At 63.8% G+C, this 19,672-nt stretch carries 16 protein-coding genes; 12 read left to right on the top strand and 4 right to left on the bottom strand.

Annotated features, from left to right (window positions below):
- Positions 1-4: 4 nt before the first annotated feature.
- Positions 5-2,140: a phosphocholine-specific phospholipase C gene (locus ACLFKU_RS07795; RefSeq protein ID WP_410848680.1), complete on the bottom strand. Its 2,136-nt coding sequence runs from the start codon at positions 2,138-2,140 to the stop codon at positions 5-7.
- Positions 2,141-2,351: 211 nt separating this feature from the next.
- Between ACLFKU_RS07795 and ACLFKU_RS07790 the strand changes: the two genes are divergently transcribed.
- The 5 genes from ACLFKU_RS07790 (at position 2,352) to ACLFKU_RS07770 (ending at position 10,422) form a co-directional block, all read left to right on the top strand.
- On the top strand, positions 2,352-4,322 hold the full coding sequence (locus ACLFKU_RS07790; RefSeq protein WP_410848679.1) for an amylo-alpha-1,6-glucosidase: 1,971 nt from the start codon (positions 2,352-2,354) through the stop codon (positions 4,320-4,322).
- A 52-nt stretch (positions 4,323-4,374) separates the two neighbouring features.
- Positions 4,375-7,146 carry an MGH1-like glycoside hydrolase domain-containing protein gene (locus ACLFKU_RS07785; protein WP_410848678.1) on the top strand — a complete coding sequence of 924 codons (2,772 nt, stop codon included), beginning with the start codon at positions 4,375-4,377 and terminating at the stop codon, positions 7,144-7,146.
- Between the two features lie 110 nt (positions 7,147-7,256).
- Positions 7,257-8,876: a glucose-6-phosphate dehydrogenase gene (zwf, locus tag ACLFKU_RS07780; protein ID WP_410848677.1), complete on the top strand. Its 1,620-nt coding sequence runs from the start codon at positions 7,257-7,259 to the stop codon at positions 8,874-8,876.
- A 63-nt stretch (positions 8,877-8,939) separates the two neighbouring features.
- Entirely contained in the window at positions 8,940-9,764 is an 825-nt protein-coding gene (locus ACLFKU_RS07775) for an ROK family protein (RefSeq protein ID WP_410848676.1), read from the top strand.
- A 91-nt stretch (positions 9,765-9,855) separates the two neighbouring features.
- Complete coding sequence (locus ACLFKU_RS07770; RefSeq protein ID WP_410848675.1) at positions 9,856-10,422, top strand: YbhB/YbcL family Raf kinase inhibitor-like protein; 567 nt, start codon at positions 9,856-9,858, stop codon at positions 10,420-10,422.
- A 46-nt stretch (positions 10,423-10,468) separates the two neighbouring features.
- On the opposite strand, the gene ACLFKU_RS07765 is transcribed toward ACLFKU_RS07770, so the two are convergent.
- Positions 10,469-11,464, bottom strand: coding sequence for an aldo/keto reductase (locus ACLFKU_RS07765; protein WP_410848674.1), 996 nt, complete (start codon positions 11,462-11,464; stop codon positions 10,469-10,471).
- Positions 11,465-11,943: 479 nt separating this feature from the next.
- Here ACLFKU_RS07765 and ACLFKU_RS07760 point away from each other — a divergent pair, with 479 nt between their 5' ends.
- From ACLFKU_RS07760 to ACLFKU_RS07740, 5 genes are all read left to right on the top strand, one after another.
- Positions 11,944-14,163 (top strand): TonB-dependent receptor, encoded by a 2,220-nt coding sequence (locus ACLFKU_RS07760; RefSeq protein WP_410848673.1) that lies wholly within the window; start codon positions 11,944-11,946, stop codon positions 14,161-14,163.
- Between the two features lie 79 nt (positions 14,164-14,242).
- Positions 14,243-14,926, top strand: coding sequence for a Fe2+-dependent dioxygenase (locus tag ACLFKU_RS07755; protein ID WP_410848672.1), 684 nt, complete (start codon positions 14,243-14,245; stop codon positions 14,924-14,926).
- The gene (locus ACLFKU_RS07750; protein ID WP_410848671.1) at positions 14,923-15,645 is read left to right on the top strand and encodes a PepSY-associated TM helix domain-containing protein; all 723 of its coding nucleotides are present in this window, start codon (positions 14,923-14,925) and stop codon (positions 15,643-15,645) included. Before ACLFKU_RS07755 ends, ACLFKU_RS07750 begins: the two co-directional genes overlap by 4 nt.
- Before the next feature lie 109 nt (positions 15,646-15,754).
- Positions 15,755-16,444, top strand: a complete 690-nt coding sequence (locus ACLFKU_RS07745) for a nitroreductase (protein WP_410848670.1) — start codon at positions 15,755-15,757, stop codon at positions 16,442-16,444.
- 36 nt (positions 16,445-16,480) lie between these two features.
- Positions 16,481-16,795 (top strand): high-potential iron-sulfur protein, encoded by a 315-nt coding sequence (locus ACLFKU_RS07740; protein WP_410848669.1) that lies wholly within the window; start codon positions 16,481-16,483, stop codon positions 16,793-16,795.
- A gap of 30 nt (positions 16,796-16,825) precedes the next feature.
- Here the strand turns inward: ACLFKU_RS07740 and ACLFKU_RS07735 are convergent, their stop codons facing one another.
- The gene (locus ACLFKU_RS07735) at positions 16,826-17,176 is read right to left on the bottom strand and encodes a DOPA 4,5-dioxygenase family protein (RefSeq protein WP_368583515.1); all 351 of its coding nucleotides are present in this window, start codon (positions 17,174-17,176) and stop codon (positions 16,826-16,828) included.
- Between the two features lie 48 nt (positions 17,177-17,224).
- Positions 17,225-17,710: a GNAT family N-acetyltransferase gene (locus ACLFKU_RS07730; protein WP_410848845.1), complete on the bottom strand. Its 486-nt coding sequence runs from the start codon at positions 17,708-17,710 to the stop codon at positions 17,225-17,227.
- A gap of 346 nt (positions 17,711-18,056) precedes the next feature.
- Between ACLFKU_RS07730 and ACLFKU_RS07725 the strand changes: the two genes are divergently transcribed.
- Positions 18,057-18,329, top strand: coding sequence for a DUF1488 domain-containing protein (locus tag ACLFKU_RS07725; RefSeq protein WP_368583374.1), 273 nt, complete (start codon positions 18,057-18,059; stop codon positions 18,327-18,329).
- A 709-nt stretch (positions 18,330-19,038) separates the two neighbouring features.
- A complete protein-coding gene (locus ACLFKU_RS07720; protein ID WP_368583373.1) occupies positions 19,039-19,512 on the top strand; it encodes a hypothetical protein in 474 nt (157 codons plus the stop codon).
- The last annotated feature ends 160 nt before the right edge of the window (positions 19,513-19,672 follow it).

The raw sequence follows: 19,672 nt of genomic DNA, 5'->3' as shown, positions 1-19,672 counted from the left end.
GATCTCAACTCCCCGTCAGCACCGGAGCGACCGCAGCCGGATCGCTGATACTCGGCCGGCCGTTCTCGACGTGACCGGCAAAACGGCGCGAGAAGCTTGCGTCGTCGCGGCTCGTCACCGTCAGGTCGTACCAGTGATGGCTCGACGCAAGCACCCAGCCTTCTTCGATACGCGCATTGGCCGGCACGACCACGGTGCGCGGCCGCGCGCCGTACGCGTTGTCGATCACAGTCAGATGCGCGATGCCACGACTGCCGTTGCTGAACCTCAGGAACACGTTGCCATTCGCGACGTCGTATCGCGCGGTCACTTCAGGCTGAGCCGTCTTGTAGTTGTTATGCACATTCTGCGTGCTCGCCTGCGTGTTCCCCGCGAACTTGCGCACGAAGCCGTTCGGACCGAACACGTCGAACGCATACACGCCGTTCGTCGTGCTCAGGTTGAACGTATCGCTGAGCGACTTGCCCGCTTCGACCGTGTAGCGCCACGGACCATCGGTGCGATTCGTCGCGTACACGTAGAAGTGCGCGCCCTGCTCGCCGGTGTTGCCGATCGTGATTTCAAACGTGTTCCTGTCCGCATTCGCCGCGCCGTTCACGTGCAGTTCGTACGGCAACGCGCGCGCAAAGCGGATGCCCGCTTCTTGCGCTTCGACCGGAGCCGGCGTCGTCGGCACGGTCGGCTTCGGTTGCGTCTTGCACTGGTTGTCGGCCATGTCCAGGTAGCTTTTGGTATCCGGCAGCGTCGGCATCTTTGAATCCGGCGTGCGGAAGTCGAACGCGGTGCTCAGGTCGCCGCACACCGCGCGACGCCATGCCGTGATGTTCGGCTCATGCACGCCGAAGCGCGTTTCGATGAAGCGGATCACCGACGTGTGATCGAACACCTGCGAGCACACGAAGCCGCCCTTGGTCCACGGCGACACGATCGTCATCGGCACGCGCGGGCCGAGGCCGTACGGATAGCCGTCGGCCGTGTATTTGCCGCCGCGCAGCGGATTGACGACGTCGTGGATCTCGCCGTCGGTCGTCACTGTCGACTTGCCTTGTGCGGACGTCGTCGGCGGTTGCGGCGGCACGAGGTGATCGAAGAAGCCGTCGTTCTCGTCGTACATGACGAAGAGCACGGTCTTGCTCCACACCTCGGGGTTCGACGTCAGCGCGTCGAGAATCTGCGTCGTGTATTCGGCGCCGTACGCGGGCGTGAAGTTCGGATGCTCCGAATACGCAGCCGGCGCGCACAGCCACGACACCTGCGGCAGCCGGTTCGCGAGCACGTCGGCTTTCAGGTCGTCGACCGTGCGCACGGTTTGCGCGCGCTCGTGGAGCGGCGAACCCGGCTGAGCGTTGATGAAGTTCGTGAAGTTCTGCAGGATGTTGGTGCCGTAGTTGCCGTTCAGCGGATCGAAGGCCGTCGTGCCCTGCTGATAGATCTGCCATGAAATGCCCGCGGCCTGCAGACGCTCCGGATACGTGGTCCACGACAGCAACTGATAATTCGGCGGACGATCGCCGTCCGCCCAATCGTTGTTGTCGAGCAGCGGGCCGCCCAGCGTGCCGGTCGGGTCGATCATGCCGGTCATCAGATACGCGCGGTTCGGGTGCGTCGGTCCCGGCAGCGAGCAGTAGTACGCATCGCAAATCGTGAATGCGTCGGCGAGCGCGTAGTGGAATGGGATGTCGCTACGCAGGTGGTAGCCCATCGTCATGCCGGTCTTGTTGGCGGGCCACTGGTCGTAGCGGCCGCCGTCGATCGCGGATTGGGTCTTGTGCCACGTGTGATCGAGTTCGCCGACGCATTGCGCGCTCGTCGTCGCGGTGTTCAGATGGAACGGCAGCATGGGCCTGGCCGGGTCTTCCTTCGAAGGCTGATTCCACACCGGCAGACCGCTCGGCAGCGGAATCGGGAAGCGGTCGTTGTAGCCGCGCACACCGCGCAAATGACCGAAGTAGTGGTCGAACGAGCGGTTCTCCTGCATGAACACCACGATGTGCTCGACGTCGCGAATCGTGCCCGTGCGCGAAAACGCGGGCACTGCCAGCGCGTTGCGGATCGACTCGGGCAATGCGCTCATCGCGGCGGCGGCGCCCGCGGATGAAGCCACGGTTTGCAGGAAACGGCGACGACTAGTTGATGTCATCGAATATCACCTTCTGCGTAAAGGAAGAATAGCGCGGGTGGACGCGACGTTGGGGTATTTCGTTGTCGGTGACACGTTGCTCTCGCCGATCAGTGCGAGCTAGTCGTCGGTTGATCGAAAGACAATGGAAAGTATTGGGAAGATCGATGTTCATGGCGCTGCCATCTGCGCTATGTTTGCTGCATTCCGGTTCGCGTATGAGCACGATTCAATGACTCGCATCGATTCATCCATCGACATCTCGCAACTCGAAGACGAATGGCTCGAAGCCGACGGCTTCGGCGGCTTTGCGTCGGGCACGGTCGGTATGTTGCGCACGCGCCGCTACCATGCGCTGCTGCTAGCCGCGACGCGCGCGCCGGGCGGGCGCATGGTGCTCGTCAACGGCATCGAGGCGTGGGTAGAGGCGGGCGGCGAGCGCTTCCCGGTGACCATGCAACGCTATGGGCCTGACGTGATCTATCCGGATCTGCGCGGCAAGCTGCTCGGTTTCGATACCGCGCCGTGGCCGAGCTGGCGCATTCGACTCGATACGCATACTGCGATCATCGCCGAGGTGTTCGTCAGCAAAGCGACGTGCGAAACGGTATTGCGCTGGCGGCTCGAAGGCGGCGGACTCGATGCGCCGATGATGAAGGTCAGACCGCTGTTGTCGGGCCGCGATTATCACGCGTTGCATCACGAGAATCCGGCCTTCGACTTCGGTGCGCTACTCAGCGCCGATCAATCGTTCGCGAGCTGGCAGCCGTATGGCGGACTGCCGGTCGTGCGGGCGGCGACGAACGGCACCTATACGCATGCGCCCGAGTGGTATCGCAACTTCTGCTACGTGCGCGAGCAGGAGCGCGGTCTCGACTGCAGCGAAGACCTCGCGGCGCCCGGCGTGTTCAGCTTCGATCTCGCACAGGGTGAAGCGGTGATGATTCTGAGTGCAGCGAGCACGGCCGCCACCCAAAGCTCCAACGACAAACCGCAAGCCGCCGCCCACGCCGCCGAGCTCGCCGACACCGAACAACAACGCCGCACCGCACTCGGCTCGCGCCTGCAGCGGTCGGCCGACGCCTACGTCGTCACGCGCAACGAAGGCCGCACGATCCTCGCAGGCTTTCCGTGGTTCACCGACTGGGGTCGCGACACCTTCATCGCGATGCGCGGCCTGCTGATCGCATCGAACCGTCTCGACGAGGCCGAAGCGATCCTGCTCGAATGGTCGGGCACGCTGTCCGACGGCATGCTGCCGAACCGCTTCCCCGACTATGGCGACGCGCCCGAATACAACTCGGTCGATGCGTCGCTATGGTTCATCGTCGCGGTCCACGACTATCTGGCTGCGCCCCATGCAAGCGCGCAGACGCGCGCGCATCTGCAGCAAGCCGCCGAAGCGATCCTGACCGGCTACACGAACGGCACCCGCTTTAACATCGCCTGCTGTCCCGACGACGGTCTGCTGCGCGCCGGCATCCCCGGCGTGCAACTGACGTGGATGGATGCGAAAGTCGGCGACTGGGTCGTCACGCCGCGCATCGGCAAGCCGGTCGAAGTGCAGGCGCTATGGATCAATGCGCTGCGAATCGCGTCGGCATGGAACCCGCAGTGGCGGCAGGCTGCGGAGCGCGCGACGCTCGCATTTCACGGGCGCTTCGTCGATCCGGCCACGCAGACGCTGTTCGATAGCGTCGACGTCGATCATGTGCCGGGTACGGTCGATCGCTCGGTCCGGCCGAACCAGATCTTCGCGATCGGTGGCCTGCCGTTTCCGCTGCTCGAAGGCGCGGCGGCGCGCGCGGTCGTGGCGCAGGTCGAAGCGCAATTGCTGACGCCGCTCGGCCTGCGCTCGCTTGCGCCGTCCGATCCGGCCTATCGCGGCCACTACCGCGGCGCGCAGCTCGAACGCGACGGCGCCTATCATCAGGGCACCGTGTGGGTATGGCTGATCGGCCCGTTCGTCGAAGCGTGGCTGCGAGTGAATGGCACAAGCGCCACGAATCTCGCGCAGGCGAGGACGCGTTTTCTCGCGCCGCTGTACCAGCATCTCGATCACGCAGGGCTCGACCACCTGTCCGAGATCGCCGACGGCGATGCGCCGCACGCGCCCGCCGGCACGCCGTTCCAGGCCTGGTCGCTCGGAGAAATGCTGCGCGTCGAAAGTCTGCTTGCCCGATTCGAGCGCGACGGGGCGTAAACCGCGCTACGATGTTGGGTCCTACCGCCAGGCTTGTTGCAAGGACGTTCTCATGCCACCGCTGCGCGCTGCCAATCTGCTTGCCACGCTCGAAGGTTCCCGGCTGCACTCGCCCGAATGCGGCCACTGGCAGCGCTGGGGGCCGTATCTGAGCGAGCGCCAGTGGGGCACGGTGCGCGAGGACTACAGCGCGGACGGCACCGCCTGGGACTCGTTTCCGCACGACCATGCGCGCAGCCGCGCCTACCGCTGGGGCGAAGACGGCATCGCCGGATTCGGCGACGACCGGCTCAGCTGGTGCGTATCGCTCGCGCTGTGGAACCGCAAGGACCCGATCATCAAGGAGCGCCTGTTCGGCCTGACCAACGCGCAGGGCAATCACGGCGAGGACGTGAAGGAGCTGTACTTCTATCTGGACGGTACGCCCACGCACTCCTACATGCGCATGCTGTACAAGTACCCGCATGCGGCCTATCCGTATCAGGACCTGATCGACGAAAACGCGCGCCGCGGCGGCGACATGCCGGAGTACGAAGTGCTCGATACCGGCGTGTTCGACGATCTGCGCTATTTCGACGTGCAGGTCGAATACGCGAAGCACACGCCCGACGACATCGTGATGCGCGTGACGATCGAAAATCGCGCGGACGAGGCGGGCTCGCTCGACGTGCTGCCGCAGATCTGGGCGCGCAACTCGTGGTCGTGGAAGGAGAACAAGGACAAGCCGAAGCTCGTCGCCGGCACCGACCACGACGGCGCGGTGCGTCTGCTTGGCCATCACCATGTGCATGAGCCGATCGTCGTGACCGCGTGGTCGAAGGACGCGCCGCAACTCGCGTGGCTGTTCTGCGAGAACGACACCAACGTGAAGCGGCTGTTCGGCATGGACGGCGCGGGCCCGTTCAAGGACGGCTTCAACGACTACCTCGTGCACGGCGACGCGAACGCGATCCGTCGTGACGCAGGCACGAAGGCCGCCGCGCATGCGCAGCTGGAACTCGGGCCGCATGCACGCGCGGTGGTGTATCTGCGCTGGCACCCGCAATCGGCGACCGATGAAGCGCCATTCGATGCCGACGCGTTGATCGCGCGCCGCCTCGCCGAGGCCGACGAATTCTATGGCGCGTTGCAGCACGAGATCACCGACCCCGATGCGCGCCTCGTGCAACGCCAGGCGCTCGCCGGCATGCTGTGGTCGAAGCAGTACTACCAGTACGACGTGCAGCGCTGGCTCGACGGCGATCCGCTGCAGCCGAGCCCGCCCGCCGCGCGCAAGCAGGGCCGCAACAGGGACTGGCGACATCTGTGCAACGCGGACATCGTGTCGATGCCGGACAAGTGGGAATACCCGTGGTACGCGTCATGGGACCTCGCGTTTCATGCCGCCGCGTTCGCGCTGATCGATCCGGCGTTCGCGAAGAAGCAATTGCTGCTGCTCGTGAAGGACCGCTATCAACACCCGAACGGCCAGTTGCCCGCTTACGAATGGGCGCTCAGCGACGCGAACCCGCCCGTGCATGCGTGGGCCGCATGGCGCGTGTACGAGATCGATCGCGCGCTGACCGGCAAGGCGGACCGCGATTTTCTGGAGCTCGTGTTTCACAAGCTGCTGTTGAATTTCTCGTGGTGGGTGAATCGCAAGGACGCCGACGGCCACAATATTTTCCAGGGCGGCTTTCTCGGGCTCGACAACGTCGGCATCTTCGACCGCTCGTCGCCGCTGCCGACCGGCGGCCACATCGACCAGGCCGACGGCACCGCGTGGATGGCCGCGTATGCGCTCGACCTGATGCGGATCGCGCTCGAACTCGCCTACGCGAATCACGTGTTCGTCGACATCGGCGTGAAGTTCTTCGAGCACTTCCTGTACATCGCGGAAGCGGTCAGTTGCGACGACGGCTGCGACACGGGTCTGTGGGACAGCGCGGACGAATTCTTCTACGACAAGCTGCGCTTGCCCGACGGCAGCAACATGCCGATGCGCGTTCGCTCGATCGTCGGACTGATACCGCTGTTCGCCGTGCATGTGCTCGAAGAGCGTTTGCATGGCGGCTTGCCGGGCTTGCGCGAGCGCCTCGTATGGTTTCTCGAGCATCGGCCCGATCTCGCGAAGCTGGTGTCGCGCTGGAACGAACCCGGCAAGGGCAACGCGCTGCTGCTTTCGTTGTTGCGCGGGCATCGGATGAAGGCGTTGTTACGGCGAGCGCTCGACGAAAGCGAATTTCTTTCCGATCACGGCGTGCGGGCGTTGTCGCGTTGCCATCGCGAGCATCCGTTCGTGTTCCAGCACAACGGCAACAGCTTCTGCGTGAAGTACCTGCCGGCCGAATCCGATACCCGTGTGTTCGGCGGCAATTCGAACTGGCGCGGGCCGGTGTGGATGCCGGTCAACTATCTGCTGATCGAATCGCTGTACGAGTTTCATCGCTATTACGGCGATGATTTCCGCGTCGAGTATCCGACCGGGTCGGGCCAGAAGTTCTCGTTGAGCGAAATCGGCGACGAACTCGCGCGCCGCGCGACCACGCTGTTCCTGAAGGACAAGAACGGCGAGCGGCCGGTGATGGGCGCGTATCCGCTGTTGCAGGCGGACCCGCGTTCGCAGGATCTGATCCTGTTCCACGAGTATTTTCATGGCGACAACGGCCGTGGCGTCGGCGCTTCGCATCAGACCGGCTGGACCGGGCTCGTCGCGTTGCTGTTGCAGCCGCGCGCGATGGCGGCGTCGGGCAACGTGCCGCTTGCCGGGGAACCGGCGCCGGCGCCCGCGCCGATTCCGGTGAAAGAACCGGTGCCGTCGCTCGCGGCCGCGACGTCGAAGTAAGCACGCCGCGCGCTCGCGCGCGAAGGCGATTGAACTGTGCGGCAGCGCCCGTGGTCTTTCATGTATCGCCACGCTCGTTCCATCGGCCTACCAGGTTCCAGGTGAATCCCATGTCGACTACACCGAACTCTTCCGCCTCTTCCGATCAGACCAACGCAGCGCCCGCCTTGAGCTGCAAGCTCAGCTCGAACCGATACGACACGCTGTCGTCGCCGGCCGGCAAGAAGCCCGCACCGCCGTGCACGCTCGTGATCTTCGGCGCGGGCGGCGATCTGACCAAACGTCTGTTGATGCCGGCGCTCTACAACCTCTCTGTCGATGGCCTGCTCGACGACAGCATGAAGATCATCGGCGTCAATCACGGCGAGCGCGAAACGCGCGAATGGTGCGACGAACTGCATACGTCGCTGCAGAAATTCGCCGCCGACAAGGCCAGCACCTTCCACGCCGGCAAGCTCGACGACAACGCGTGGAACTGGGTCGCGCAGCGCCTCGAATACATGGCGGGCGAGTTCGAATCCGACGATACGTTCGCGAAGCTGAAACAGAAGCTCGATCAGTCGAAAGTCGGCAACGTGGTTTTTTACCTCGCGGTCGGTGCGCGTTTTTTCAAACCGATCGCCGAGCGGCTCGGCAAAGCCGGTCTGCTGAAGGAAGGCGACGGTGCGAACGGCGGCTTTCGGCGTCTCGTGATCGAGAAGCCGTTCGGCACTGATCTCGCATCGGCGCGCGATCTGAACGCGCACATCCTGTCGTATGCGAAGGAATCGCAGGTGTACCGCATCGACCATTTTCTCGGCAAGGACACCGTGCAGAGCATTCTCGCGGTGCGCTTCGCGAATGCGATGTTCGAGCCGGTCTGGCGGCGCGAGTACATCGACTGCGTGCAGATCACGGCGGCGGAAACGATCGGCGTCGAGGGGCGCGGTCGGTTCTACGAGCAGACCGGCGCGTTTCGCGACATGGTGCCGAACCATCTGTTCCAACTGCTCGGCATCGTTGCGATGGAGCCGCCGAATTCGTTCGACGCCGAAGCCGTGCGCGACAAGAAGGTCGAGCTGTTCGACGCGATCCAGCCGCTGAAGCCCGACGACGTCGTATTCGGCCAGTACGAAACAGGGCCCGCCGGTGTGGGCTATCGCGAGGAGCCCGACGTCGCGCCCGGCAGCACGACCGAAACCTACGCGGCGGCGCGCGTGTTCGTCGAGAACTGGCGTTGGGCCGGCGTGCCGTTCTATCTGCGTACCGGCAAGCGGCTCTCAGTGCGCCGCACCGAAATTTCGGTGCAGTTGAAGCCGGTGCCGTTCCGCCTGTTCCGCGACACGCCGGTCAACGCATTGACGCCGAACGTGCTGACGTTGCGCATCGATCCCGAGCACGGCTCGAGTTTCGATTTCAATGTGAAGGCGCCGGGCCCGGTGATGCAGATCGGTGCGGTGCAATCGTCGTTCAACTATGGCGACTTCTTCGATGAGCGCGCGAACGTCGGATACGAGACACTGCTATACGACTGCATGCTCGGCGACGCAACGTTGTTCCAGCGCGCCGATGGCATCGAGACGGCCTGGTGTGCGGTCGACGACGTGCTGCATCCGAAGAGCGGCGGTGCTCTGCCGGTGCACGGTTACGCCGCAGGCAGCGACGGGCCGGCCGAAGCCGACGCGCTACTCGCGCGCGATGGCCACGCGTGGCGGCCGTTGCAGCAGAAAGCGCCTAGTGGCAAGTCGTAGCGGCAGCTTTGAACGAACCCGCAGAAACGCATCACAACCGCCTCACCACAACCGGGAGACATCGTGGCGACACGCAACAAGAACGCAGTGAAACGAAACGCGCCGAAGAGCGGCAGCGAGCACATCCTCGCGATCGACGTCGGCGGCACCGGCCTGAAGGCCGCGATCATCGACGCCAACGGCCAAATGAAAACCGAGCGTGTGCGCGTTGCGACGCCGCATCCGTGCACGCCGGATCAACTGGTTGACGCGCTCGTGCAGCTCGTGGCTCCGCTCATCGAGCAGGTGCAGCCTGTTTGTATCTCGATCGGCTTTCCGGGTGTCGTGCGCGATAACCGCATTCTGACCGCGCCGCACTTCGGCATCGAAGGATGGCACGACATCGCGCTCGCGGATTCGCTCGCGCGGCGCCTGGGCGGTCTGCCGGTGCGGATGATCAACGACGCCGAGATGCAGGGCTTCGCGGCGATCGAAGGCCACGGCCTCGAATTCGTGCTGACGCTCGGCACCGGCGCCGGCACCGCAATGTTTCGCGATGGCGAGCTGATGCCGCATCTGGAGCTCGCGCATCATCCGGTCAGCAAGAAGGGTGTCGCGTACGACGAATACATCGGCGAGGCCGCGCGCGAGCAGGTCGGCAACAAGCGTTGGAACCGGCGTGTCGAGAAGGTGGTCGGCATTCTCGAGTCACTGGTCAATTACGACAAGCTGTGGATCGGCGGCGGTAACGCAGCGCGCATCAAGTTCAAGCTGCCGGCGAACGTGGCGACCGTATCGAACGACGCGGGGATAGAGGGCGGTGCGAAGTTGTGGCATCCGCTGTCGGTGCGCGAGACGCGGCAGTTTCCGGAGGCCACGGAGAAGACGGGGCGGTTCAAGCCGAAGTGAGGGGGTGGGCGGTTGCTGCTTGATGGGCTTCTCAGCGCTGCCACGCTCCTTCCAAGGCCCTCAGTAACCTTCCCAAACCCAGAGACTCTCCATGACTCGTATTCAACTGGACATCGCGCGGCGCCTCCTCTCCGCTGTCGCGTGCGCGCTGCTCGCTTGCACGAGCGCGGATGCCTACGCGGCACCGGCCTTCGCAGTGTCGTCACCAGGACTGGCGGACGGCGGCACGCTCAACGTGAGCCACGCGGCGAGCGCGAACAACTGCGGCGGCGGCAACGTGTCGCCCGCATTGCAATGGCATAACGCGCCGGCCGGCGCAAAGAGCTTCGCGGTGACGATCTTCGATCCCGACGGCGCGAAAGGCCTCGGCATCGTGCACTGGATCGTGTATGGCATCGCACCGGGTACGACCGGACTCGCCGAGGGCGAAGCCGCGCCGGCGGGCAGCGTCGCCGGCACGAATCGCACCGGCGGCCCCGGCTATTACGGGCCGTGTCCGCCAGTCGGCGATGTGCCGCACCACTACGTCGCGCAGGTCTATGCGCTCGATCTGCCGCCCGACGCATTGCCGGCCGGCTTGACGCGCGACGCGTTCCTCGCCGCGATCAAGGATCACGTGCTCGCCGCGACGAGCACCGTGCTGCGCTATGGACGATGAAGTCGCGCGGGCAAACACGTACCGCGCGTGATCTGCCGAAGGGCGCTTAGCGCGCCGCGTCTCCCCAGCGATACTGCACGCTCGCTTCATCGAGCTGGGTCTTGATGGCGTCGTCGAGCGTCAACTCGGCCGCCGCGAGCGTATCGTTCAACTGCTCCGCGCGACTCGCACCAATGATCGCCGACGTAATCAGCGGATTCGCGAGTACCCACGCAAGCGATATCTTCGCCAACGACTCGCCGGTCGGCGCAGCGATCGCCTTCAGTCTCTCGATCGTGTCGAACTCGCGCTCGTGCCAGTAGCGCTCTTGATACATCGCGCCAGCCTTGCCGACGCTTTCTGTGAAGCGCCCTTCGGCGGGCGTCGCGTCGAGCCGATGTTTGCCCGTCAGCAGTCCGCCCGCAAGCGGGTTATACGGCATCACGGCTAGCTGCTCCTCGGCGGCCAGCGGCAGCAGCTCACGCTCGATCTGACGAAATAGCAGGTTGTAGCGCGGCTGGACCGACACGAAGCGCGCGACGCGCAGCACGTCCGCGCGTCCCAAAGCTCGCGCGAGCCGATACGCAAGAAAATTCGACACGCCGATATAGCGCGCCTTGCCCGAGCGCACGATCGTATCGAGTGCTTCGAGCGTCTCGTCGAGCGGGGTTTTCGCGTCGTCGGAATGGAGCTGGTACAGGTCGACGTAGTCAGTGCCGAGGCGCTGCAAGGACGCATCGATCGCATCGAGCAGGTGTTTGCGCGACGCGCCCTGATCCCACGCGGCGGGCCCCATCTTGCCGACCGCCTTGGTCGCGACGATGAAGCGCTCGCGCTTGCCCTTCAGCCAGCGTCCGACGATTTCTTCGGTGCGTCCGGCCAGGTCTTCGCCCGCGCCGAGCGGGTAGACGTTCGCGGTATCGATGAAATTGACGCCCGCGTCCGCGGCCGTGTCGAGGATGCGGTGCGATGCGGCTTCTTCGGTTTGCAGGCCGAAAGTCATGGTGCCGAGACACAGGCGCGAAACGGTCAGGCCGGTGCGGCCGAATTGGCGATATTGCATGAAGTCGACTCCAGAGGGGACGAAAGCGTTTGCCGGAAGGGTGGGGCCTTAATGTTATATGCGGTGTTGTAAAAAGGATAAACGGACTCGCGATTCGATGCGCGCGACCGCCGCGATGCGACGTTATTTAAATGAAAGAAATCGCGGAATGATAAATGGACTCTTGAGCGCGCCACTGATAAGCCTTTTGCAAGCAAAGAATTACAAGTAGTAATAAAGCCGGTCGACCACCCTTCATGTTTTTACAGATAGCTTTCGATAGAAAAAATAGAAACAAATCCTTTCCGCGAAGTAATGCACGCCGCGATTGATGCCTTCCTCTGTGTATGAAATGATAGCGATTCTCATTTAAACCTAGCCAGCGATCCCGTCATCTCCCCCTCACACAACGGAGAGCGGCAGCCAGCCATTTGCGGTTTTGTCATGAATTCGACGTCATTGATGCGAATTCGACAGAGCGCATTTCTGACGGGATTTCCATGCTCAATCACACGCCGCTGGCGACAGCGCTAGCGCTCGCTTTTGCCGTTCCCTATGCGACGCCTGCGCTCGCGCAAAGCGCACCGCAAAGCGCGTCGCAACCGGCCGCCTCCAGCGCGCCGCAGAACGTACAAAGCAACGCACAGAACAACGCACCCGCTACGGACGCGCCGACGCTGCCGACCATCGGCGTGCAGGCTCAGGCCGTCCAGCAGGACTTTCAGGCCGAGCGCGCGACCGTCGGCGCGAAGACCCCGACCGCGCTGCGCGACATTCCGCAGACCGTCACCGTGATCAATCGCAGCCTGCTCGCTTCGCAGGGCGCGACGTCGTTTACGGACGCGCTGCGCAACGCACCCGGCGTGACGATCGGCGCGGCCGAGGGCGGCCAGATCGGCAACAACATCAACCTGCGCGGCTTCACCGCGCAGAACGACATCTATCTGGACGGCTTCCGCGACCGCAACCAGTACTACCGCGACACGTTCGACCTCGAAGCGCTCGAAGTGCTATATGGTCCGTCGTCGATGCTGTTCGGCCGCGGCTCGACAGGCGGCGTGATCAACCAGGTCAGCAAGAAGGCGAACCTGACGGACTCGGCGGAAGTCTCCGGCATGATCGGCACCAACGACCGCTACCGCTCCACCGTCGACGTGAACCACAAGCTCACCGACACCTCGGCGATCCGCCTGAACGCGTTCGGCCAGAGCCTCGGCTCGACGCGCGACGTGATGAAGAACAAGGACTTCGGCGTCGCGCCGGAGCTGCGCTTCGGTATCGGCACACCGACCGAGATCACGCTGTCGGCGCTGATCCAGCGCAACAACGACATGCCCGACTACGGCATCCAGGCGCTGAACGGCCGCCCGTCGCCGGTGCCGAAAAACACGTTCTACGGTTTGACCAGCGACCGCACGATCCAGAACGTGCAGATCTTCACCGGGGCCATCAAGCACAAGTTCTCCAACGACCTGACGCTGACGAACCAGACACAGATATCGCATTCGATGACCGACGCGCGCGAAACCGCGCCGCAAGCGGTGCTGACCGGGCCGCTGTCGTCGAGCACTGCGCTGAACAACGGCAACTTCACGACGCTGCCGCCGTCGGCCCTGTTCATCAAGCTGCAGAGTCATGACCGCGTGATCCAGAATCACGCGATCTACAACGACACGATGGTCGAATACAAATTCGACACCGGGCCGATCAAGCACGACGTGATCGCCGGTGTCGAAGTGGGCCACGACAGCTATACGAACCAGGCGTACACGCGCAACAACCTGCCGATCGTGCCGATGCTCAATCCGCCGATCATCGGCACGCCGTCGAACGTGACGACGACGGTCGGCAACTACGCCGATTCGAGCGCGAACGAAATCGCCGCCTACCTGAACGACACGATCACGCTGACGCCGCACTGGAAGCTGATCGGCGGTGTGCGCTGGGATCGTTTCTCGGCTGAGATTCACAACACCGTCAACGCGCCAGCTTTCGCGAGCCAGACCAACTACTTCACGAGCGTGCGCACGGGCGTCATCTATCAGCCGACCGACTGGCAGTCGTACTACGTGTCGTACGGCACGTCGTTCAACCCGTCGCTCGAAAACCTGACGGTCACGAATCTCACGCAGAACCTCGCGCCTGAATCGACGAAGTCGTATGAAGTCGGCGGCAAGTGGGATCTGTTCGGCGGCAACATCTCGCTGACGTCGGCATTGTTCCGCGAAGAGAAGGACAACGCGCGCACCCAGGTCTCGCCGACCGAATACGAGTTGGCCGGCGACATTCGCGTCGATGGCTTCCAGGCCAGCGTGACCGGACACATCACCGACAAGTGGCAGATTTTCGGCGGCTACACGTACATGGACGCGAAGATCCTGAAAGCGGCCGACGGCACGCAGGGTCACACGCCGGCCAACACGCCGCGCAACACGCTGACGTTCTGGACCACGTACGCGATCACGCCGCACTGGGAAATCGGCGTCGGCCCGATCTATATGTCGTCGCGTTATGCATCGAATACGAACTTCGTGAAGGTGCCGGGCTACACGCGTTGGGACGCGACCGCGGCCTATCACGCGAAGAAGTACGACGTGCGCCTGAACCTGCTGAACCTGACCAACAAGTACTACTACGACGCGTTGATTCCGTCGGACGGCGGACGTTCCGTGCCGGGCATCGGCCGCACGCTGCTCGCGACGTTCGATTACCGCTTCTGATGGGAGCGTTGGCGACACGCTGAACTCATCCGTTGGGCTTGCCGCTTTGCAAACGGCAAGCCGACTCGAAGGACACACTATGCTGCTGCACATTCCGAAGGTACTGGACGCCGAACAATTGCGCTTCGTGCGCGAGCGGCTCGATCGAGCCGGCGACGCGTGGGTGGATGGCCGCGCGACCGCGGGCTATCAGGGCGCGCCGGTCAAGCGCAATCAGCAGATCGCCGAGCACTCAGCGATCGCGCGCGAACTCGGCGACGTGATTGTCGCGGCGATCGAGCGCAATCCACTGTTCATCAGCGCGGTGCTGCCGAACCAGGTGTATCCGCCTCTGTTCAACCGCTACGAGGGCGGCATGCAGTTCGGCAGCCACGTCGACGGCGCGGTGCGCGTGCTGCCGAACGGCGTGAAGCTGCGCACCGACGTGTCGGTGACGCTGTTTCTTAGCGCACCCGACGAATACGACGGCGGCGAACTCGTGATCGAAGACACCTACGGCGTGCAGCAGGTCAAGCTGCCGGCCGGCGACATGATCGTTTATCCGGCGACGAGTCTGCATCAGGTGACGCCCGTCACGCGCGGCGCACGCGTGGCGAGCTTCTTCTGGGTGCAAAGCCTCGTGCGCAGCGACACGCATCGCGCGCTGCTGTTCGACATGGACACCGCGATTCAACGGCTCAACGCCACCCATGCCGACGACGCTGCGCGACGCAGCCTCGTCGGTTGTTATCACAATCTGCTGCGTACCTGGAGCGAAACGTGAGCGAATCCGACACCCTCGACGTTGAACCGCCGGCGGCCGGCCAACATGGCGCGCACGAACTGCGCCGGCTCGACGGCGAAGAACTGAGAGCGCGCCAGCGGCGCTCGCGCCGCGCGACTTTCATCAAGTGGCTGCGCCAGGTGCATGGCTGGGTCGGACTGTGGGGCGCGGCGCTCGGTCTGCTGTTCGGCACGACGGGCTTTTTCCTGAACCATCGCGGCGGTCCGCTGCGCGTGTCGACCGGCGAGCCGCAGGTGTCGGTGATGCAGGTGCCGCTGCCGCAACCGGCACCGGAAACGCCGCGCGAACTCGCGAAGTGGCTCAAGCAGGAACTGAAGATCGCCGGCAATCCGGGGCGTGTGCAGAAAGAACCCGAGCATCCGGTGGCGTGGGGCGATCGCAGCGTCGTGCAGCCCGAGCACTGGCAGCTGAATTTCGCGTCGCCGAAAGAAAATACCTCGGCCGAATACTGGGTCGGCAATAACACCGTGACGGTCAAGCGCAGCGCGAATACCTTTCTCGCGATGCTGACGAACATGCACAAAGGCGTGGGCTTGAGCGTCGGCTGGGTGCTGCTGATCGATACGCTCGCGGGCAGTCTGATCCTGCTGTCGCTGACGGGCGTGCTGTTGTGGACCGAGTTGAACAAGCGCAAGACGGTGGGGCTCGTGCTCGTGGCGGGTTCGATTGCGGCGGCGGTGGCGTTGGGGACGATGTAAGGCGCAGCGCAACGTCCTGGACGAAGCCTGCGCGCTGGCGGGCAGGCTCGGAGCGGTACGCGCTAGAATCGTCGCAGACCTACTTCGCTGGCTTTGCCGCCATCCGCCGATGACCTCTCCCGCGAACCCCGTCGACACCGCGCTGACCACGCGACGCGCGGTGCGCGCCTTTCTGCCGACACCGGTGCAGCGCGCCGACATCGAAGCCATTCTCGAAGCCGCCAGCTACGCGCCGTCGGGCACCAACACGCAGCCGTGGAAGGTGTACGTGCTGACGGGCGAATCGCTCGCGCGTCTTTCGCGCGATCTGCTCGCGGCCTACGACGATCCGCAGCGCGACGAGCTGTACCAGGAGGAGTACGCGTACTACCCGCGCCAATGGCAGTCGCCGTACGTCGACCGGCGCCGCAAGATCGGCTGGGATATGTACGGCCTGCTCGGCATCGAGAAGGGCGACAAGGCGCGCATGCACGAACAGCACTCGCGCAACTTCCGTTTCTTCGATGCACCCGTCGGCCTGCTGTTCACGATCGATCGCAGCCTCGAGCGCGGCAGCTGGCTCGACTACGGCATGTTCCTGCAGGCGATCATGACGGCCGCGCGCGGACGCGGCCTCGACACCTGTCCGCAGGCCGCGTTCATGCGGTTTCATCGGCTGATTGCCGAACATCTCGGTCTGCCCGAGAACGAGCAGTTCGTGTGCGGCATGTCGCTCGGACTCGCCGACCCCAATGCGCTGGTCAATACGCTGCGCCCCGAGCGCGAGCCGGTCGAGCGCTTCACGCGTTTTCTCGATTGATCGCAGACCTCAGTCCCCACCCAGAGGCAAACGAAAATGAAAACATCGCGCCGCCATTTCCTGTTGGTCAGCGCGGGCGTCGGCTCGTCGCTCGCGCTGTCTCGCGTCGCGTTCGCCGCGACCGTTCCCAATGCGCTGAGCGAGAGCGATCCGCAGGCGCAGAAGGTCGGCTATACCGAAGATGCGTCGAAGGTCGACAAGGCCAGGTTCCCGAACTTCGCGGCCGGGCAATCGTGCGCGAACTGCTCGCTGTTCCAGGGCAAGGCGTCGGATGAGTACGGCGGCTGCACGCTGTTCGGCGCCAAACAGGTCGCGTCGCGCGGCTGGTGCAGCGCGTACACGAATATGTGAGCACGCACGCCGGCGCATCGTCCGCGGCTGCTACAGCAGCGCCTTTAGCACGAGTTCGTGCGAGTGCCCGATCCACACGGCGGCGTCGCGATGATCGCGCAACGCGTCGCCGGTATTCGGATGCAGAAAGACATCGAGCGAGCCGTGATTGAGCGTGAGCCAGCTGACCACGTCGGCGAACTGCTGGTGCGCGAACGCGAGCTGATACGACCACATCGGATGCGGGCCGACCGGCCGTTCGTGGAAGCGCCCGATCTGCAGTTTGTCGCCCCAATGCGCATCGATCTGCTCGCGAAACGCCCAGGCGGCGTCGCGGCTCGCCGCGTCGAAATAGATGTGCGCGTGCCAGCTTTGTATGGCTGAAGCATCGCGAAAAGTCATATCAGAGTTCATTGCCAGGCTCGTTCCGTATCAGTCTTTATCCGACATTCATTCTGCTTCGTTTTCCGCCGGCGCGCGCGCTGCAACGCGCATGTGAAACTGTATCTGATCCTCGCCGACGATCTCGAAGCCAAGACGATCGTACAGCCGTTTGGCGGGATTGCCCTTGAGCACCTGCAAGCTGACCGGCAGCGCTTCGGCCGCGGCGGCGCGCAGGATCGTGCGCAGCACCTGCTCGCCGATACCGCGGCCTTGTAGCGCCGGCGCGATCTGCAACTGCGCGACGCACCATTCGTCGTCGTTGCGATGCGCCTTCAACAGGCCCGCGGGCGCGCCGTCGATGCAGATCACCTGCGCGGCGTCGTAGCGATGCCGCAGGCGCGCGCGATGGGCGTCTTCGTCGGTCGGCTCGCCGGCGCGCGCCAGGTGTTCGGTCATCGTCGCCTTGCGCAGTTCGAGCAGGAAGGGTTCGTCGTCGGGTTGCGCGGGGCGCAAGGTCAACCCGGATCGTTGGTCGGGCAGTTGGGCGGACATGTCGGCAAGGTCGTGGCTCGCAATCGCGCACGCGATGATCGTGCGAGGCGCGAGTAAGAATTGTCGTCGATTGTCGCGTCCGCTGCGCTTTTTTACCACGGCCAGGTTGCGGTCTTCCCACTTTGCGATGCGGGTCATCGTTGCCGGTGACGCGAGGGCCTGTGTCGCTATCGGCGTTGGATGGCATGCGCTTTGCTCTGATGTCTGCCTTCATCGCGGACGCGCTATCCGCACCAACGTGCGAACAGACAAAACGGGGCCTCCCGATGCGGTGAGCGTCAGATGATTTTCCCGGGGACGTTCGCGTCATACGGCGAACGTCGTAATCAACGTTGCGAGGTGGGCTATGACGATGATCGAGGCGGTACCCAGCGTCTCGGCAGATGGACGAGCGGTGATTTTCCAGCTTTCGTCGCGGGGACGAGACCTTGAATGCGCGGTCACATGCGAGGCGCTCGAACAGCACTTCTGGCTTCAACGCGGCGCGGGTGAGGCGCGCATTCTGAAGACGTTCGCGGACGGGCGCCAACGCATTACCGCGATCGCTGAACGAAAAATGCTCGCGCGTCCCGGTGAGAAGGTCTTGCTGACGATCGACGATTTCTCTACACGCGGTTGACGTGCGTGGCGCGGCGGGCCGGAAACTCCGCTGTTACATCGATTCGCCAAATTAAGCCGCCAAAGCCCCTCGCTTCGCGCAATTGCATTCGCGGGTGCGCGCCTACACTCTTTTCCATGGAGCGACAAATCACCGAACTCCATCGATGCGATTTCCCCTCGTGTCGGATTTGAACCGTACCGTTGATGAAGTAGTCTGCAGTTCGCAGTTCGCAGTTCGCAGTTCGCAGTTGACGCAATACAAAGCGCGCAATGCATCGAGAACGCGCGCGAAGCAAATGGGGTAGCGGCCAGTGGTAGGAAATAACGAGGACCGGCCCACATGCAGTGGTATTTGGAAGTGGATTGAACCGACAGTTTGAAACTTGCTGTCGAGCGGTAGAAATTGCCGTTGCAGTACACGTAGGCAATAGCTTTGCAGGTTAGGTGGTTATAGGTTTGCAGGCACTCCACGCGCCTGCTGGACTGTTCCATCCTGTCGGCCCTGTTTCTTCGCGGAACAGGGCTTTTTTTTCGTCGCAACATCGCTTCTTGTTTCCGGCCGCTTCGAACCGATATGGGGACAGTGCGTTCTTCGAAACGTTCGAAGAACCGGCGCGTCGCAGAGCGTGAACTGTCGGGCGCGAAATGCGTCGGACGTTTGAGCGCGGCGTTTGCCGCCGTCGCGTGCCGAAGTCCGGGCGCGCTGCCGAAAGAAGGAGGTTGAATCGATGTCCAGCAAATCGCGAGTTCGCAAGCCCGGCCGCACGGCCATGTCCCCGTTGTTGCGTTCCCTGACGCAGAGCCGCACCGCACACGCGCCGGTCACGCAGACCATGCTGTTGCAGTCCTACGCCGCGCTCGATGCATTCCGCCGCGGCCACGGCGCACGCACGCTGCACACAACGCTGAGCCGGCATCTGCTGGTGTCGCAGGAACTGACGCGCGCCGGACTGGGCGCCGACGCGCGCGCGGACATCGAAAGCGCGCATGCGGCGATGGTGCGGCTCGATGTGCGCGAGCGCGAGACCGGCCGCTGGTCGCTCGAAGACGACGACTATGCAAGTCTGTGCGCGGCGCTCGCGATTTTCGACGGACAGTTGTCGGCCGCGTCGCTGAGCGAGCTGGCGAGCGCGGAAGCGAAAATGATCGAAGGTCTGATGCGCTCCGCGCGGCTGAGAGCGCTGGCGGAAGCGCCAGTTTGAGCGGCCCGCAACAAGCACAACGCCCCACCTCGGGGTAATGCCGTTCAGTTAAGACCTGAACGGCATTTTTGTTTTTAGGGTTGGAGTTGTAAACAGAACGGCAAGCTGTTAACTTTGGTCGCGATGCTGAGCGACCACCTTACCTTCCTGCTCGATGCAG

It is taken from the genome of Paraburkholderia sp. EG304, from assembly GCF_046543485.1.
GTDB lineage: Bacteria > Pseudomonadota > Gammaproteobacteria > Burkholderiales > Burkholderiaceae > Paraburkholderia > Paraburkholderia youngii.
This window is presented reverse-complemented; position numbering and strand designations above follow the sequence as displayed.

Excerpts from the sequence above, each read along its gene's own strand:
- ACLFKU_RS07770 (WP_410848675.1), top strand. The coding sequence starts at position 9,856 with ATGACTCGTATTCAACTGGACATCGCGCGGCGCCTCCTCTCCGCTGTC.
- ACLFKU_RS07760 (WP_410848673.1), top strand. The coding sequence starts at position 11,944 with ATGCTCAATCACACGCCGCTGGCGACAGCGCTAGCGCTCGCTTTTGCC.
- ACLFKU_RS07745 (WP_410848670.1), top strand. The coding sequence starts at position 15,755 with ATGACCTCTCCCGCGAACCCCGTCGACACCGCGCTGACCACGCGACGC.
- ACLFKU_RS07785 (WP_410848678.1), top strand. The coding sequence starts at position 4,375 with ATGCCACCGCTGCGCGCTGCCAATCTGCTTGCCACGCTCGAAGGTTCC.
- zwf (WP_410848677.1), top strand. The coding sequence starts at position 7,257 with ATGTCGACTACACCGAACTCTTCCGCCTCTTCCGATCAGACCAACGCA.
- ACLFKU_RS07765 (WP_410848674.1), bottom strand. The coding sequence starts at position 11,464 with ATGCAATATCGCCAATTCGGCCGCACCGGCCTGACCGTTTCGCGCCTG.
- ACLFKU_RS07730 (WP_410848845.1), bottom strand. The coding sequence starts at position 17,710 with ATGTCCGCCCAACTGCCCGACCAACGATCCGGGTTGACCTTGCGCCCC.
- ACLFKU_RS07720 (WP_368583373.1), top strand. The coding sequence starts at position 19,039 with ATGTCCAGCAAATCGCGAGTTCGCAAGCCCGGCCGCACGGCCATGTCC.
- ACLFKU_RS07740 (WP_410848669.1), top strand. The coding sequence starts at position 16,481 with ATGAAAACATCGCGCCGCCATTTCCTGTTGGTCAGCGCGGGCGTCGGC.
- ACLFKU_RS07735 (WP_368583515.1), bottom strand. The coding sequence starts at position 17,176 with ATGACTTTTCGCGATGCTTCAGCCATACAAAGCTGGCACGCGCACATC.
- ACLFKU_RS07790 (WP_410848679.1), top strand. The coding sequence starts at position 2,352 with ATGACTCGCATCGATTCATCCATCGACATCTCGCAACTCGAAGACGAA.
- ACLFKU_RS07795 (WP_410848680.1), bottom strand. The coding sequence starts at position 2,140 with ATGACATCAACTAGTCGTCGCCGTTTCCTGCAAACCGTGGCTTCATCC.
- ACLFKU_RS07755 (WP_410848672.1), top strand. The coding sequence starts at position 14,243 with ATGCTGCTGCACATTCCGAAGGTACTGGACGCCGAACAATTGCGCTTC.
- ACLFKU_RS07725 (WP_368583374.1), top strand. The coding sequence starts at position 18,057 with ATGACGATGATCGAGGCGGTACCCAGCGTCTCGGCAGATGGACGAGCG.